The sequence below is a fragment of the Burkholderia pulmonis genome, assembly GCF_984667975.1.
Window position 1 is genome coordinate 1 of the sequence record NZ_OZ480189.1, and the last position, 14,159, is coordinate 14,159.

At 60.4% G+C, this 14,159-nt stretch carries 16 protein-coding genes; 14 read left to right on the top strand and 2 right to left on the bottom strand.

The features are described from left to right. Positions 1-42 precede the first annotated feature (42 nt). The 3 genes from AC5LXK_RS37165 to AC5LXK_RS37175 all read left to right on the top strand — a co-directional run bounded on the left by AC5LXK_RS37165 (position 43) and on the right by AC5LXK_RS37175 (position 2,202). On the top strand, positions 43-810 hold the full coding sequence (locus AC5LXK_RS37165) for a ParA family protein (RefSeq protein WP_049036311.1): 768 nt from the start codon (positions 43-45) through the stop codon (positions 808-810). A gap of 10 nt (positions 811-820) precedes the next feature. Further along, the gene (locus AC5LXK_RS37170; RefSeq protein ID WP_049036300.1) at positions 821-1,819 is read left to right on the top strand and encodes a ParB/RepB/Spo0J family partition protein; all 999 of its coding nucleotides are present in this window, start codon (positions 821-823) and stop codon (positions 1,817-1,819) included. 71 nt (positions 1,820-1,890) lie between these two features. Next, positions 1,891-2,202 (top strand): TrfB-related DNA-binding protein, encoded by a 312-nt coding sequence (locus tag AC5LXK_RS37175; protein WP_049036310.1) that lies wholly within the window; start codon positions 1,891-1,893, stop codon positions 2,200-2,202. A 404-nt stretch (positions 2,203-2,606) separates the two neighbouring features. Here the strand turns inward: AC5LXK_RS37175 and AC5LXK_RS37180 are convergent, their stop codons facing one another. Then, positions 2,607-2,933: a hypothetical protein gene (locus tag AC5LXK_RS37180; protein WP_049036298.1), complete on the bottom strand. Its 327-nt coding sequence runs from the start codon at positions 2,931-2,933 to the stop codon at positions 2,607-2,609. A 378-nt stretch (positions 2,934-3,311) separates the two neighbouring features. On the opposite strand from AC5LXK_RS37180, the gene AC5LXK_RS37185 reads away from it, so the two are divergent. Both AC5LXK_RS37185 and AC5LXK_RS37190 read left to right on the top strand, forming a co-directional pair. After that, on the top strand, positions 3,312-3,689 hold the full coding sequence (locus AC5LXK_RS37185; RefSeq protein ID WP_487249817.1) for a hypothetical protein: 378 nt from the start codon (positions 3,312-3,314) through the stop codon (positions 3,687-3,689). A 49-nt stretch (positions 3,690-3,738) separates the two neighbouring features. Beyond that, the gene (locus AC5LXK_RS37190; protein WP_122174104.1) at positions 3,739-4,689 is read left to right on the top strand and encodes a PAS domain S-box protein; all 951 of its coding nucleotides are present in this window, start codon (positions 3,739-3,741) and stop codon (positions 4,687-4,689) included. 12 nt (positions 4,690-4,701) lie between these two features. Here AC5LXK_RS37190 and AC5LXK_RS37195 read toward each other — a convergent pair whose 3' ends face one another. Further along, positions 4,702-5,208: a helix-turn-helix domain-containing protein gene (locus tag AC5LXK_RS37195; RefSeq protein ID WP_224755967.1), complete on the bottom strand. Its 507-nt coding sequence runs from the start codon at positions 5,206-5,208 to the stop codon at positions 4,702-4,704. 202 nt (positions 5,209-5,410) lie between these two features. Here AC5LXK_RS37195 and AC5LXK_RS37200 point away from each other — a divergent pair, with 202 nt between their 5' ends. The 9 genes from AC5LXK_RS37200 to AC5LXK_RS37240 all read left to right on the top strand — a co-directional run bounded on the left by AC5LXK_RS37200 (position 5,411) and on the right by AC5LXK_RS37240 (position 14,136). After that, the gene (locus AC5LXK_RS37200) at positions 5,411-5,761 is read left to right on the top strand and encodes a hypothetical protein (protein WP_137962472.1); all 351 of its coding nucleotides are present in this window, start codon (positions 5,411-5,413) and stop codon (positions 5,759-5,761) included. A 119-nt stretch (positions 5,762-5,880) separates the two neighbouring features. Then, positions 5,881-6,435: a lytic transglycosylase domain-containing protein gene (locus tag AC5LXK_RS37205; protein WP_122174110.1), complete on the top strand. Its 555-nt coding sequence runs from the start codon at positions 5,881-5,883 to the stop codon at positions 6,433-6,435. A gap of 9 nt (positions 6,436-6,444) precedes the next feature. Next, positions 6,445-7,275, top strand: a complete 831-nt coding sequence (locus tag AC5LXK_RS37210) for a TcpQ domain-containing protein (protein ID WP_122174113.1) — start codon at positions 6,445-6,447, stop codon at positions 7,273-7,275. Continuing rightward, positions 7,259-7,837 (top strand): toxin co-regulated pilus biosynthesis Q family protein, encoded by a 579-nt coding sequence (locus AC5LXK_RS37215; protein WP_137910196.1) that lies wholly within the window; start codon positions 7,259-7,261, stop codon positions 7,835-7,837. Before AC5LXK_RS37210 ends, AC5LXK_RS37215 begins: the two co-directional genes overlap by 17 nt. Before the next feature lie 183 nt (positions 7,838-8,020). Continuing rightward, entirely contained in the window at positions 8,021-9,487 is a 1,467-nt protein-coding gene (locus AC5LXK_RS37220; protein ID WP_163013131.1) for a type II secretion system protein GspD, read from the top strand. A gap of 8 nt (positions 9,488-9,495) precedes the next feature. After that, a complete protein-coding gene (pilP, locus tag AC5LXK_RS37225; RefSeq protein WP_122174119.1) occupies positions 9,496-10,098 on the top strand; it encodes a type IV pilus biogenesis protein PilP in 603 nt (200 codons plus the stop codon). 2 nt (positions 10,099-10,100) lie between these two features. Continuing rightward, positions 10,101-11,351: a type 4b pilus protein PilO2 gene (gene pilO2, locus AC5LXK_RS37230; RefSeq protein WP_122174121.1), complete on the top strand. Its 1,251-nt coding sequence runs from the start codon at positions 10,101-10,103 to the stop codon at positions 11,349-11,351. Continuing rightward, a complete protein-coding gene (locus tag AC5LXK_RS37235) occupies positions 11,282-13,039 on the top strand; it encodes an ATPase, T2SS/T4P/T4SS family (RefSeq protein WP_137910197.1) in 1,758 nt (585 codons plus the stop codon). The genes pilO2 and AC5LXK_RS37235 overlap by 70 nt, the downstream gene beginning before the upstream one ends. Then, a complete protein-coding gene (locus AC5LXK_RS37240; protein ID WP_122174125.1) occupies positions 13,036-14,136 on the top strand; it encodes a type II secretion system F family protein in 1,101 nt (366 codons plus the stop codon). The genes AC5LXK_RS37235 and AC5LXK_RS37240 overlap by 4 nt, the downstream gene beginning before the upstream one ends. Positions 14,137-14,159: the final 23 nt, after the last annotated feature.

The window sequence follows — 14,159 nt, forward strand, 5'->3', positions numbered from 1 at the left end:
ATGCGAGCAAATCACGCAATCAAGAAGCTGGTGCAAGCTCTCATGCAGACCGTGACCGTTGGCAATCAGAAAGGCGGTGTCGGTAAAAGCACGTTCAGTGTCCATCTGGCATTTCGCGCGGCCGAACTTGGCTATCGCGTTCTGCTGATAGACATCGATGAGGGCGACATTTCCGAAGTGTTCGCGGAGATAGAGGAAGGTGACGACACCGACTATTTGAAAGCGAGCCATCTTTTCACTGGCGCGATCGACGGTCGCCGTCCGAGGCAAGTGCACGAGCGGATCGCTCTGATCGAGGCCGATGTTGACGTTCTGGACGTAGATGACATGCCGCTCGAAGTTATCGAGCAGCCGCGCGCATCACTCGCAAAGCTGGCCGCCGACTACGATCTGTGCATTATCGATACTCCTCCGAATTTGCAGCGCCGCATGCTTGGCGCACTTGCAGCGTCGGATGCGATCGTATCGCCGTTCAACATTTCGCCATTTTCATTCGCGCGCATGCCGAAGCTGCAAGCCACGATCGCCGGCGTAAAGGCGCAGTACAACCCGGAACTACGCCACCTCGGCTTTCTGCCAAACATGGTCAACAGCAAGTCGGTGAATGAAGTAGAGGCGTTACCGGAGCTACGCGAGGCATACGGCGATCTTATCTTTGATGAAGCGATTATTGCTCGCGCGTGCGTTGCTACTGCGCTGGCGCAGGGGCGTGCGGTATGGCATCAGGCTCGTAGCGGGAACCAACGTGCCGCGGGGAAGGAAATGCGGCAAGCATGCGACGCAGTACTGTCGCGCCTTGGATTGAATTAAGGGGAATGTCGTGAGCGCATTCGGAAACAAGATCAGTAAGTTATCAGACATTCAGAAGCAGGGCGCTGCGGCCGCTTTGCCAGGCGAGCGGATCGAAGAGGTCGATCCGGAGTTGGTCGATTGCGAGAAGCAGATCCGCAGTATGGACAATCCGGGCTTCACGGTGGAGTCGTTGACTGAACTTGGCAATGACATGAAGCGTGATGGTCAGCATGAGCCGGCGGTGCTGCGTAAGAACCCCAAGCAGGCCGGGCGCTACCTCATGGTGGCGGGTGAGCGACGTTGGCGCGGGTGCAAGATCGCAGGCATCAAGCTCAAGGCCGTCGTGCGGGACATGGATGATGAGCAGGCGCGCCGAGTGCAGCGCGCGGAGAACATCCAGCGCGAGAATCTGACCCAACTCGAAATAGCTGTTGCACTGCGAGATGATAAAGCCCGACTTGGCACGCTAGAGAAAGTTGCGGCGGAGTGGAACAAGGGGCTGAACTGGGTAGCCGAGCGCATCAAGTTTCTTGAGGTCGTGGAGGCGGGTGGGCATGCGAGCCAAGCTGTCGCAGAGGGGGTCACTGCCGACATCACCACGATCAATGACCTGCATCGCCTTGAAAAGGTCGACCCGGCAGCCGCACAAGCGGTGGTTGAACAGGCGAAAACCGATTCGGGCGCGAATGTGCGGAAAGCGATTCGAGGCAAGCTGAAAGACGCGAAGCCAAGCACGAAGGCGGGAAGCGAGGTTAATTCTCGCATGCGAGAATCCTCGAGTGCCGATGACGCGAAAGAGAAGGCGAAGAAGCCTAAAGCGGCAACAGATGCTGTTGTGATCGTGGCTGATGCGGTGTCGCAGGTGCAGGCATTGCGCGATCAAATTGGCGTGTTGGCGAAAGTATTCCAGGAGCGACGCGATGTTTTTGGCGTGATGCCCCCTGATGTCGAGAAAAGTATCTTCCAGGCGCGGGCTGAGCTTGATCGCACGCATCACGCGCTGACGAAATTGGCCGCATCCAAATAAACCTAATATCTACGATCGGCAGGTAGATCGTAGATATTGCATAAGGGATCTACATGCAACCGTTGGCCGATATGTACCGCTTACCCGAAGAGGATTTTATAAGAGTGGCGGATCAAACTCGGATGAAGGAGCGCAGCCTACAGGTCGCGCGTGAGGTTTTGGTGGAGGGCCGAGGACTGTCCGAGGTCGGAGAGCGGCACGGAATGAAGCGACAGCAAGTGCTGGCTATTCGGAACCGCTTTTTCGCCGAATATCTACAGTCGTCAATGTTTCCCCCAAAGTGGGTTAGGGCGACAGTATGTGCCCCGCAAGACTTGCTCGAGAAGTTCATGGTCGAGGTCGAGCAAGAGCGGATCAAGTATTTTTCGCAGAAAGAGGGCTAGTGTAGTCGCGAAGCGTTCGCTTCGTTTCTCGCATGCGAGAAATTGAATGGTGCGCTGTGATTGGCCGATACCTAGGAATAATTTCTACGAGACGATCCGTTACCGTCACGCAGGCAAGGCTCTGCGTTTAGGCGCTTGAGGAACAGATCCCAAAGCGGCGTGGGAACACTCGTTGGCTGACTGCGAAAACAGCGCCGCACATCGTTCACGTGTATCAGAGTAAGGCGTAATCGATGGATTTCCCACAGCAGCGTGCGGACCGCTGGTGTGGGGTTCTCATCATAGATCTGCCGTAATTCAGCAGCCGTAAGCGGCGTGCGTTCCGGGCGACTGTAGTTCTGCATGCTGGATCACGGAGAGGTAGGAAGTGCTTGAGAGCAATCGGCGTTTGTCGGCTGGCCAGTTCAGTTTGCATACCTACCGATTGCATCGTGCCGACTTTTCCAGAGCGTGCAGATTGCGTCCAGTCTGTTCTCGAAGGCGCCGATCTCGTGCGTTTCCGAATCAGTCCGAGCGTCATAGTATGACGTTATGGTCACACGCCATTTGCCGCCCATCGTCAATTCGTAGATGCCGACACATTCAACTGCGCTAGCGTCGGGCGATGCGCGATCGCACCGACGCATCAGGCGACCGGTCCTGCCGTCCTGGCCGGCGGCTGCATCGCTTTCGATGAAGTAAGTGCCGTCGTCGAGCAAGACGTCGCCGTCTTTGTGGGTCCGTGAAGTCATCGAGTAAGCCGCTCCGTTGTGCTAGTCGTTGACGGCTACCGATCGACGTTTGTCGTCGTGTGCCGGCCAAAACACCTGTATAAATATACAGTGTATGACGGCGGGCATGTGCGCGCAAATCCGCCGCCAAATTGTGCCGACAGCTGATGTGGTCCGATAAGGCCGCTCGCGGTCGGCTAAGATTGGCGTGGCTCGGCACGATGGGGCGGATTCGGCGCGTGCCAGGCGTCAACGAACGACGACTTATTCGGAGCAATGCAGCGTCCGGCCTAAAGTTCGCGTACCTTTGCGCCGTTATGCGATTTGCATGTTATGCGGCTAAGGTGTGCGGGGTGAGCGTCTTATCAAGTTTGAATAATTAATCAATAAAGGTGTTAGATGACTGGCTTCGGGGTTGAGGACTTCTTTTTGTTGCGTACGGGGACAGCGTGCCCTGTCTGGACGTTAACTGACGACAGTAACATCATTGGTCTCGGTGGTAATCCTCGTGTGACGAGTATTGCCGCAGAGCTTGATCGCGAGCAAGCTGCGCAGGTGCGCGCCTTCGGCGGTGAAGTTACGAAAACATCATGCAGGATCACGATCTCAGGGGAACCGCTGGTGTTCTACCTGGTGGGGAAGAGGATTACTGATCGAATCTGGCGAGGGGTCGCTTCTGTTGACCCGGGCCTTGTCCCGAATGGATCGATGATCTCTGCATGGGAAGAGCGAGAGGCCAGTAACGTCGTGAGGTTCCCGGTACGTCGCGCAAGCTAGGGGTGATCTCGGTCTGGCAATGTAGGTGGTGACAAGCTGTGGGTGTGCAATGAGTGAGAAGACCATATTTGCGGGGCTCAAGAATCACTTTGGGACCCCAACGCCAATTTGGCGATATTCCAATCATGATCGTGTGTTGACGCTGTCCGCGGCCGGTGACGAGTTCGGTCCGACGATCCCTATCCAGGTGATTGGTCGCGAAGCCGAGCGGATTCGCGGCTTGACGGGCGCAACCTCGATGGTGACGCTGAACGTTCAGATCTATGGTGAGCACGTCGACTTATACCTCATCGGGAAAAAAATCCACACTGGTGAATGGGCGGGGGTCGCCGCTTCGCTATGGGATCCCGAGTCGGTCGCAAATATCACGATGCGCGCAATGGCCTTTTCGGAGGGGCTGGTATCAGAGACCAATGCGATTGTGGTCGTGTTGGACAAGAGCGGCATGATTCAGCGATTTAACCGGCGGGCAGAGGAGTACACGGGGTATCGAGAGGAGGACGTGATGGGCGAGAGCGCGCACGATCTCTTCATGTCTGCGTCCGCCGCTCATGAGTCGCGGACCAACATATCCCGCTTCTTTGAGCAGGGCAGCATCCACGATGTTCGTCGAATGATCAACACGGTTGGCGGGGCGCGGCCGTTCTTGTTTCGAAATCGATTTGTTCCGTCGCTGCAAAGCGGCGAGCCGGAGTTAATTCTATGCTCGGGCGCAGAACTTATCGAAGAAACTGGGACGGACGTGGCCGGAGATGCTGGTCATGAAGCCGCAGTGGCCAACGGTGCTTACTTGCGCGCTTTAACAGCCCGGATTGTGGACTGGGCTGCTTTGACAAACGGTGCGTCAATGTTGCTGGCCTCAATGGAGGGAGGCGCAATTGATCCACGGATTGTATTGCAGGCACAGCGGCTCGCTGCTCGTGCAGTCCAAGATGCGTATGAGTTGCACGATGCGATCAGTGGCGGGTTCGCCATGGATGACCGAACGGGCTTTCGGTAATCGGAATCTACTTCAGTCGGTTTGGTCAGCGGGCGCGTCAGGGGATGGCGGCGGCAGAGGCTTAACGTGCGTGGTGCGTGATTTCCCCCCATGGATCTGGCGCGCTGCGACCAAGCCAGCAGCAAAGTGTCGTACTGCGTCAAGCTCGCGCTCATTGAGCTCGGCAAGCCAGTCGGGTATAGGGGACGTCCCTTCCATGGAGCCCTTGCCCATCGCAAGCCATACGGGGCTAACTCCGTAGAGCAACGCAAGCGCGACAGTGAAGGCCGAGCCGGTGCCCTTTGTCTCCAAGGCTCCCAGGTTGCTTTGCGAGATGCCGACACGTGCCTCGACCTGCTTCTGCGAAAAGCCCTTTCTCCGCCGTGCAGCGAGAAGGCGTTCTCCGAAGGGAGTCCGGCCCTGGCCCTGATTAGAATTATCCATCGGCGTAAGATAGCCCATCGAAATACCCCAATTATGGTTGATCAGCAACCTTTTATGAGGTATTTTTATGACTATTGTTGAGCGATCTGTAATCAAGATTGTAGATCGTTGTCGCAACTGACTTGGTGGTCGGGGTGACACATCTCAACATGCTCAAGATACAGGCGGCGCACGGAGTTTTGTTGCTTGAAGGTCGAATCGTTGTTGCTATGTCAGATGAATGCGAGTAGGATAAAAGTTATAAACTTTCCTGCAAGTTTGTATACTTTACAACGAGTGGCGATCTTCTAGCGGAGTCATGGCGATACTTTCCCTTTTACACCTCAGAAGGAAGAGGGGAAGGATGCCAGGCATATCACTGCAAGAACTGGCTTTCGCATACCGCACAGGGGAGAAATGTGAAATCTGGGTTGTTGAAATCGTTGAAGAGGGCCGGCCGCTGTGGATAGTGCAGGTCTTCCTCTTCGAGCAAGAGAAACTGTTCACCCTTCAGGGGCAACGCGGTAAGCAACGCACATGGCGTGACTTTGACCGAGTGATGGGAGTTTTAAAAGAAGCCTGTCCCAAGTTGTCCGAAATAAAGGTGAAGTTTGCAGCTGAGGCCGAATCGGCTCAGGACGGCGGACACCAGGGAGAAGAGGGGAAGTAGCGCTGGAGGCAGAGTAGTAACGGTCGGTAAGGGTGCGTCAACACCGTTACCGACCTAACCAGGTTAGTTGCGATCCAACCACGGGGCTTTGATAGAGCTTGCCGAGATGAGGAATAACCATGGCTTTCGGTATTGTACGTGATCGGTCGCGTGCTGCCATCCTTTGGGGCTGCGTGTTTGCCCTGAATTCGTTACTGATAGTAACGGCGCGCGCCGATTGTATTGACGCCGCTGCTGCTTACCAGCATCTGAACCCGCATCTTGTCAGAGCGATTGCCTCTGTCGAGTCGGGTTTCAATCCGTCCGCGCGCAACGTTAATCGCAACGGGTCCGAAGATATCGGGCTCATGCAGATCAACTCTAGTTGGCTGCCGACGCTCGCTCGCTACGGCATCGATCGTACGGCGTTGCTCGACGCGTGCACGAACGCTTACGTTGGCGCGTGGATCCTCTCGCAAAACATCTCCCGCCTCGGGCTGACCTGGAACGCTGTTGGTGCATACAACGCGGCGTCGCCGCACAAGCGCGTCCAGTACGCCCGACGCGTCTATCGCGAACTCTTCCGAATCACACCTGGCGTGACGGCAACGCAGCCGGTCGTTCCTGTTTCGATACCGGAAGCGATGGCAGCGGTCTATGAAACGAGCCGCTTGGCGGTAGCCGGGGCGGAATAGGGACATCCGATGAAATCACTCACGTCGGCCGGTCATTGTGTGTTTATTAGTATTGCTAAACACATGGGCGCGTCGCGCGATGCCACGACGCATTTGGCAGGCGCCAGCCGGCGTAATTACCGTACCTCGTGCCGCGCTATCCCGACTCCCCTCACTTTAGGGCATGGCGGCGGCTTTGCCGGACGCGGTGGTTTTGCGTCAGGCGTTTTCTACACCGCGCGCTACTTGCGCTTTCTGAAGGTTGCGATCGCCAGTCGTTACCGATATCCCGGAGATTCGATGAAACGGCCACGATTTTCGCGCATGCCGTTCGCTGGCGGTGTTGCCGCGTTCGCCATGATTGTCCTGTCCGGCTGTGCTGCTGGAGTTGATGGTTCGGCAGATTGGGCGCCGGTTGCGCGTCAGACCACCGGGCGCTATCAACGAGTGTGCACGCTTCCGCCGGCCACAACGCAGCCGCGCGCGCCGACTTCTACCGCGCTTGCTGCCGCCATCGCTCCGAACGCGCCGGGCTTCGATCTGCGCTCGGACGACAAGACGTTGTCTGTTTCGCTCGCCCGCTGGGCCAGTATGACTGGCGTGACGATGCGCTGGATGACGTCGCTGCAGGTGCCGGTGACCGCCGACAGTCATGTCGCGGGTGATCTGGCAGCCGCGATGAAGTCGATCTTGGCCGCCGTTTCCGATGCGGGCTATCCACTCACGATTTTGCAGGTGGCTGACGGCAAGACCTGGATCGTCACAGACGCGAACGATCTGAACGGCAAGCCGCTGTTCGGAGCCGCGTCGACGAATCTGGCCCAGGTGCCGAAGGGGGCGAGCGATGCACGCGCACATTAATGGCACGTTGCGAGGCATGCTCGTGATCGGTGCCGCACTCGCGACGAGTGCGACGGCGATCGCGGGTGACCAACTGGCAACGTCGAACTCGCCGGCAATACATCTCGCACCGTACCTGCCGCGCTACAACCCACCGGCACCCGCGGCGTCGGCCAGTCCCTCATTGACGGTTGCTGCGGTTCCGCCGCTGTCGTCTGGTTCGCCTGCCACGCTTATCGCGCAGAACGCGGCGAGCAATGTCGCGCCAGCCGCTTCGCTGTCGCCGTCCGAAACGGTTGTGGAGGCGCCAGTCGTCGATGCGCCGCCCAAGCCGCTCCACCACCTGACCGGCGGAGTGTCGCTCGAATCTCAACTGCGTGAGTGGGCGAAATCGGACGGGTGGTCGCTGTCCTGGAACGTGGGCCCTGACTGGATCGTGCCGAACGACGCGGATTACGCCGGTGATTTTCCGGAGGCCGCGACGAAGGTCCTCGAGGACTTGGCAGCCAATGGCGCTGACGTTCGAGGCGATGGCTATTTGGATAACCGGACATTCGTGGTCCACGAAGCGGGGAACGACTAAATGCGAGCTTCCTTCCTGCATCCCGCATTCGCCTTGGCGCCGGCACTGGCCTTGACGCTGACCGCATGCGCGATTCGCGACATTCGTAACGAACAGCAAGCAGTGACCGATCAGGCTCGTGCTCAGATCGCTCAAGCGCCGACGAGTCGCCCCGTCGTCAAGATGCATAAGCGCGCGTGGCTGATGGGTGAACAGATCGTAGCAGGAAAGCCGCAGCCGGCAATTTACGACAAGGCGGTGTCCTATACGTATCCGGCCGGTTCGCTTGCGGAGGTTGCTCAGTGGATCACGCGCACGACGGGCGTGCGCACCGAGATCGATTCGTCTGCCACCAGCTCGGCGTCGGTGCCAACGTCGTTTTCGGCGCCGACTGGCGGTGCGATGTCGTCGCCGCTGCCGCCGGGCGTGCCTGGCATCCCCGCTGGCCAACCGATCCTGCCGACAGCAGTGGGCGCGGTTAACCTCGACTCGGCGCGCGTGCTGACCTACAAGGGCACGTTCAAGGGGTTCCTCGATCAGCAGCAGGCTCGCTTCGGTGTCTGGCATCGCTATCGCGATGGCGTGATCACATTCTTCAAGCGCGAAACTCGCGTGTTCCCGTTGCCGGCACTCTCGGAAACGTCGGGAATGGAAAGCTCGATCACGACCAGCTCGAATTCGTCGAACGGCGCGAGCGGATCGAGCGGAAGCGGTAATTCGGGCGGTACGTCTGGCGGGAATTCGCAGCTCTCTACGCTGAAAGTCACGATCGCACCGTGGAAGCAATTGCAGACGACTGCCTCGGCGATCGCCGGTAGCGGCGCGACGGTGACGGCGGATCCCGACCTCGGGGTGCTGGTCGTGACGGGCACGCCCGCGCAATGCGACGCGGTCGACGGCTGGATGAAATCGCTGACCGCGATGTACAGCAAGACGATCGCGGTGGACATCCACCTGTATTCGGTTCAGACGGACCATGACGAGAACTATGGCCTGGATCTCGCGCTCGGCTACAAGAGCGCGACCGGCCACACGTCGGTCGGTATCACCGGCGCGGCGGTCCCCGCGATCAGCGGTGGCGGCTCGGGCATGAGCTTCGGCGCAAACATCCTGTCTGGCCCGTTCTCGGGCACCAAGGGGGCAGTCAAGGCGCTGTCGAGTCTCGGTAACGTCACCACGCTGCTGTCGAACGCGGGCGTCACGCAAAACGGCAAGAAGGTCACGCTGCAGGACGGCGAGCAGATCCCGTATCTGCCGCAGACGCAAAGCACGCTCGCCGCAAACGTCGGGTCATCGTCGTCCGCGACTGGCCAGTTCCAGCCGGTCGGGTTTACCGGTCAGTTTCTGCCCAAACTCGTCAACGGCACGATCGTGATGGATTTTTCGCTCACGTTGAGTCGCTTGATCGAGATGGTGTCGTTGCCGGCCGGCTGCAATTCGAACAGCACGCAGTCGTGCTTGCAGATGCCCCATCTGAAGAATTACGACCTGCAGCAGATCGTGCCGCTGAAACCCGGCGAATCGCTCGTGCTGGTTGGCATGCAGCGTTCGGACAACAGCACGCAGGACAACGGCGTGGGTTCGCCCTTCAATCCCATCCTGGGCGGCGGCGTCGACGCGCGCCAGCAGCGCACGCTGCTGGCGATCGTGATCACCGCGCGACTGCTGTGAGGCCTCGAATGAATATCCGACTGCGTACCCATCCGTCACCCGTGCGCGTGCCCGTGCTGGCGGGCTCACTGCTTGCGTTCGCGTTGCTGCTCGCAGTCCATCCGCGCGCGAACGGTGCGCCGGCGCTCCCAGTTCCCGCGGGCGCGGCACCGGCGTCGCAAGCCAGCAGCACTGTAGCTGTCGCAATTCCTGCATCGGCACCTGCAGCCGTGGCGAGCACGACCGACAGCGACGAGCTCGCTGCGCTCCAGTCGCGCCTTTCAGTGCTGCGCGTCAAAAAAGAGATCGCCGAGGTCGAGGCGGCGATCGACAAGGCGAAAAATCCGGCGTCGAGCGGCATGCCTCTCGCGCTGAACAACCCGCTACCGGCCACGGCCTCGCCCATTCCTGGTACGCCGCCGATCGGCATTCGGACGTCGGCAATCAGCGACATGACGTTGGCCGGCACGGGTTCGTATGACGGCCGCTCGATGGCGACGCTGGTGATCAGTGGTGTTGCGCGTGATGTGCGAGTCGGCGACACGCTCGATGATGGCTGGAAAGTTGCACGCATCGAGGGCAACGGCGTTCAGCTGGCGCGCGGTGGCCGTGTGCGGTGGGTGAGGTTCTGACCATGCTCACGATCGTGACGCTCCCCGAATCGACCGCGCGCTACGCGCTCGGCCTCACATGGGAGCACGAGCCTGTCAAACCGAAACCTGCCGCGCTGCGTGAACGCGCTCGACGGCTCGGCCGCTTTGGCGTCGTGCGTCACACGGCGACCGGCGTCTACCAGGCCGGCTACGGCGAACTGCCGCCAGGCACAAAGGGAGTGGGCCGCATCCGGGCACTCGCAAGCCTTGCGGCCGAGCAGTATCCGTCGCCGTGGATGGGTGTGTTCAAGCTGACCGACGACGCCTACTGGTTGATTGCCGTTCGCGACGGCGAAATCGTTCCTGGTGGCGATCATTTCGGCGATCGCGGCGATGTAATCGCCGCGCGCGATGCGCTGCGGGCGCAAGAAAGCTGGCACGAACACGATGGGACGGTCGCGCACCTCGCGGAAATCGTCGGGCTCGCGACGCCTGAGCGCGGATTACGCGACCTGCAGGCATCGGTGCCGCAGATCGTCTGGGTGCTATCTGCGGTGTTGGCAATCGCAGTGGTTGGCGTCGGGGGCGCTTTGTGGTTGGCGCATCAACAGGAGGAGCAGCGTCTCGCCGAATTGCAGCGGCAAGCAGACGCCCGACGTGCGAAGCGCGAGGCCGACGCGGCGATTCCGCCGTGGACGAAGCTGCCGGCGCCTTCGGCACTGCTGAGTGCCTGCGCGAGCGCGTGGCATGCTCAAGCACTCGCACGCGACGGGTGGACGATCGCGAACTGGCGCTGCGAGCAGCAGGGCGAGATGCTCGCGCTGACGGTGAGCTGGACGCGTGCTGGCGGTACTGCACTTGACGCGCCAGGTGTGCTGACGGATCCCGATCATTCGCAGGAGTCGCTGACGCAAGCGATGACCTGGTCGCCGTCGTCGGCGCCAGCCGTACTTGCCGATCTCGCACGCCGCACGATTCTGACGTTTTCGCAAACGCGTGCCGTCCCGCTCACGCTGGATCCGCCGCCGAAGCCCGACGCGAATGGCAACACGCGCGACGTCGATGTGCTGCCGTGGCAAACACGTGGTGTCGCTTTTACTTTCGTGGCACCGCCTTGGATGCGATACAGCGCAGATCTCGATGCGACACCCGGCTTGCGGCTTGCCGCGGTCGTGTACGACGTTATCAAGGGCGAGTGGAGTGCACAGGGCACGCTGTATGCGTGGACGAAGTTGCCGGCCGCTCCCGCAGTCGCGCGACCATTGCCGGTACCGGCGGGAGCGAAGGCATGAAGTCGCCGCGGACGCTGATCGTTTCGGATGCGATGGCGCTGGTTGCGCCTGACGCCTCTGCGTCGTCTCCAGTAAGCATGGTGCCGGTGATCGGCGCGCGCCCCGATCGAATCGACGTGCCGGAGCATCTGCAGTCGAGTGTCGTTGTTGCGATGTCGGACAACGCAGGTGATGCTGACGTCAAGGCGATGATCTACATCGACCATCGCGTCAAGAGTTCGGCGGCCGTGAGGACGTGGTTGAAGCGCCTCGATGAGCTGAAGATCGGTTACGCCGTCGACTCGGTCACGGTCGATGCACTTGAGCGGCTGCGTGGTCAGCATGCGATTGCGCGGCGCGACGATCCGATGCAGGCCACGCAGGCTAGGGCGCTGTTGCTGTTGTCACTGGCCGCAGCCGCTGGCGCCAGCGACATACATATTTTGGTGCGTCGTCGGCATACGGACGTGCAGGTGCGGATCCACGGCGATCTGCACACGTCAGACGCGTTCTCGATGCACGCTGACGAAGGTCGGCGGCTGATCGGCGCGATTTATCAGGGGCTCGCGACGAACAAGCCGCCCGAGCTGAAGCCGCTGGACTTCCAGGACGCACAGATCGATGGTGAGACGCTCGTGGGTACGGCGCTGTCGACAGTTCGGATTATTCGCGGGCCGTCCGTGCCGATTACACACGGCGGCGGATTCCTCGTGGCCCGGTTGCAACGTCGTCCGGACGCGGTGCCGAACAAGTCGCGTCGGGATGCGATCCGGGAGTTGCGGCTCAGAGCGCCGACTCGTCCCGAACAACCGGAGAACGATCCCGCGTGGAAAGGGTTCGCGCCCGCGCAGGTCGAACGGATGCGGCGCATCTCGCACCGCCCTAACGGACTGGTGGGATTGACGGGGCCGGTGGGTAGCGGCAAGACGCAGGCGATTTTCCATATGGAGCGCTATATCGCCCAGCGCTTTCCGGAACGTCGTCAGATCGCGATGGAAGATCCGCCCGAGTTCGAGAAGGAATGGGACGTTCAGTTGGTCGTTGGGGTGCACTCCTTCATGGATCTGCTGCGCGAGACGCTGCGCATGGATCCGAACATGCTGCTGGTTAGCGAGCTGCGTGCGCCGGAGGAAGCACATACGGCACTTGAGGCAGCGCTGACAGGCCGTCTTGTGCTGACCACGCTGCACGTCATCGACCCGTACTACTTCTTCGAGCGCCTCGAGGACATGGACCCGGAACGGTTGTCGCGCCGCAATACGTGCAACCCGGAGAAGGTGATCGCCGTGATCGGCATGCGGCTGCTGCCGCGGCTGTGCGAACACTGCCGCGTGCCGCTCGTCGACGCCGCGGACGATGCCGTGCCCGACGAAGTGCTGCGCGCGCTCAATACCTGGGGCGACACGCTGAACGTCCATGTGCGCGGGCCCGGTTGCGAGCACTGCGATGGACTGGGGACAGTCGGGCGGGTGGTCGCCGCTGAAATCATCGAAACGGATGTCGCGTTGATGTCGGACCTGCGGACGTTGCCGCTCGATGAGGTGAAGCGCCGGCACCGCGCTCGACCGGATACGGATTACTCGATGCTGGCGTATGCGGTCGCGAACGTGCTGGCCGGTCGCGTCGATCCGAATGCGGCGCAGTCTCAGCTTAGCGTTGATGCCCGAAACGACGAACGCCTGCCGACCTTCGAGGAGCTTGCACCGTGAACGGATTTTCGCTGCCGTTGTTCGGCTCGTTGTTCAACCGCCGCCGTCAGCGTGAAAAGGCACTGTCGTGGGCGCTGCGGCTTCGGATTTATGAGGACGCGATCCAGTTGCTGCCACAAGGACGGACGCCCACACAGGTGCTGATGTTGATTCGCCAGAGCCTTTTGCGTCGCAAGAAGCGGGCAGCGGCCCAGCAGATCCACCGCGTGTATCTGGCGCTCGAGGACGGGGCGTCGTTCGCGCAGGCGCTGGGCCATGGTTTGCCTGATATGGAGCGCAGCGTATTGGAGATCGGTGAGCGGTCGAGCGCGGGCGGCCTCCCGAAGGCCATGCAGCAAATCATCGACACGCGCGCGCGGATTCTCCGAATTCAGTCGGTCGCGTGGTCGAGCATCATCGATCCGATTGTGTACATGGTTTGTATGTACGGATTTTTCTATGTCGTCGGTGAGCAAGTGATGCCGTCGATCGAACTGATTTTGCCGCGAGAGAAGTGGACGGGATGGACGGCCTTGCTCGGCTGGTTTGGTGATCTCGGACAAGGCTACGCGCCGGTGATCGCGGCAGTGCTGGCGACGGTGTTCGCCACGGCGACCGTCCAGGCGTTGCCACGCTGGATTGCACGCATGCGTGTTTGGGTCGAGGAAGCGTACTTTGTTTTTACGGTGTACCGCGAGTTCGAGGGCACGCGGTGGTTGCTGAATTTGGTCACGCAGGTCAAGGGTGGCGTGCCGCAGGCCGATGCGATCGCGCAGCAGATTCGTCGTGCGTCGCCCTGGCTTGCATCACGGCTGCGGCCGGTGTACCGGGCGCTGGTCGAAGGGCATCCGTTGGGCGATTCCCTGCGGCGCTCGGGACTCGGCTTTCCATCCCTCGATTTGATCGAGCGGATCGCGACGCTGGACGGCGCGGAAGGTGGCGCCGACGCATTGGAGAGCCTCGCGCATACGCATGCTGAGGTCCTGGAAAAGCGCATGCGCCGGATCTCGAAGACGATCGGTGGAATTTGTTTGTTCGTGATTTTCGTGGTGATCGGCCTTGTGCAGCTCGCCAGTAACGGTTTGATCGGGAACATGGCCGGCTCGATCGGAATGTAGGCACGGCGGTCATCAATTTTGGG

Excerpts from the sequence above, each read along its gene's own strand:
- AC5LXK_RS37185 (WP_487249817.1), top strand. The coding sequence starts at position 3,312 with ATGACTGGCTTCGGGGTTGAGGACTTCTTTTTGTTGCGTACGGGGACA.
- AC5LXK_RS37205 (WP_122174110.1), top strand. The coding sequence starts at position 5,881 with ATGGCTTTCGGTATTGTACGTGATCGGTCGCGTGCTGCCATCCTTTGG.
- AC5LXK_RS37180 (WP_049036298.1), bottom strand. The coding sequence starts at position 2,933 with ATGACTTCACGGACCCACAAAGACGGCGACGTCTTGCTCGACGACGGC.
- AC5LXK_RS37190 (WP_122174104.1), top strand. The coding sequence starts at position 3,739 with ATGAGTGAGAAGACCATATTTGCGGGGCTCAAGAATCACTTTGGGACC.
- AC5LXK_RS37215 (WP_137910196.1), top strand. The coding sequence starts at position 7,259 with ATGCACGCGCACATTAATGGCACGTTGCGAGGCATGCTCGTGATCGGT.
- AC5LXK_RS37210 (WP_122174113.1), top strand. The coding sequence starts at position 6,445 with ATGAAATCACTCACGTCGGCCGGTCATTGTGTGTTTATTAGTATTGCT.
- AC5LXK_RS37175 (WP_049036310.1), top strand. The coding sequence starts at position 1,891 with ATGTACCGCTTACCCGAAGAGGATTTTATAAGAGTGGCGGATCAAACT.
- AC5LXK_RS37220 (WP_163013131.1), top strand. The coding sequence starts at position 8,021 with ATGGGTGAACAGATCGTAGCAGGAAAGCCGCAGCCGGCAATTTACGAC.
- AC5LXK_RS37165 (WP_049036311.1), top strand. The coding sequence starts at position 43 with ATGCAGACCGTGACCGTTGGCAATCAGAAAGGCGGTGTCGGTAAAAGC.
- pilO2 (WP_122174121.1), top strand. The coding sequence starts at position 10,101 with ATGCTCACGATCGTGACGCTCCCCGAATCGACCGCGCGCTACGCGCTC.
- pilP (WP_122174119.1), top strand. The coding sequence starts at position 9,496 with ATGAATATCCGACTGCGTACCCATCCGTCACCCGTGCGCGTGCCCGTG.
- AC5LXK_RS37200 (WP_137962472.1), top strand. The coding sequence starts at position 5,411 with ATGGCGATACTTTCCCTTTTACACCTCAGAAGGAAGAGGGGAAGGATG.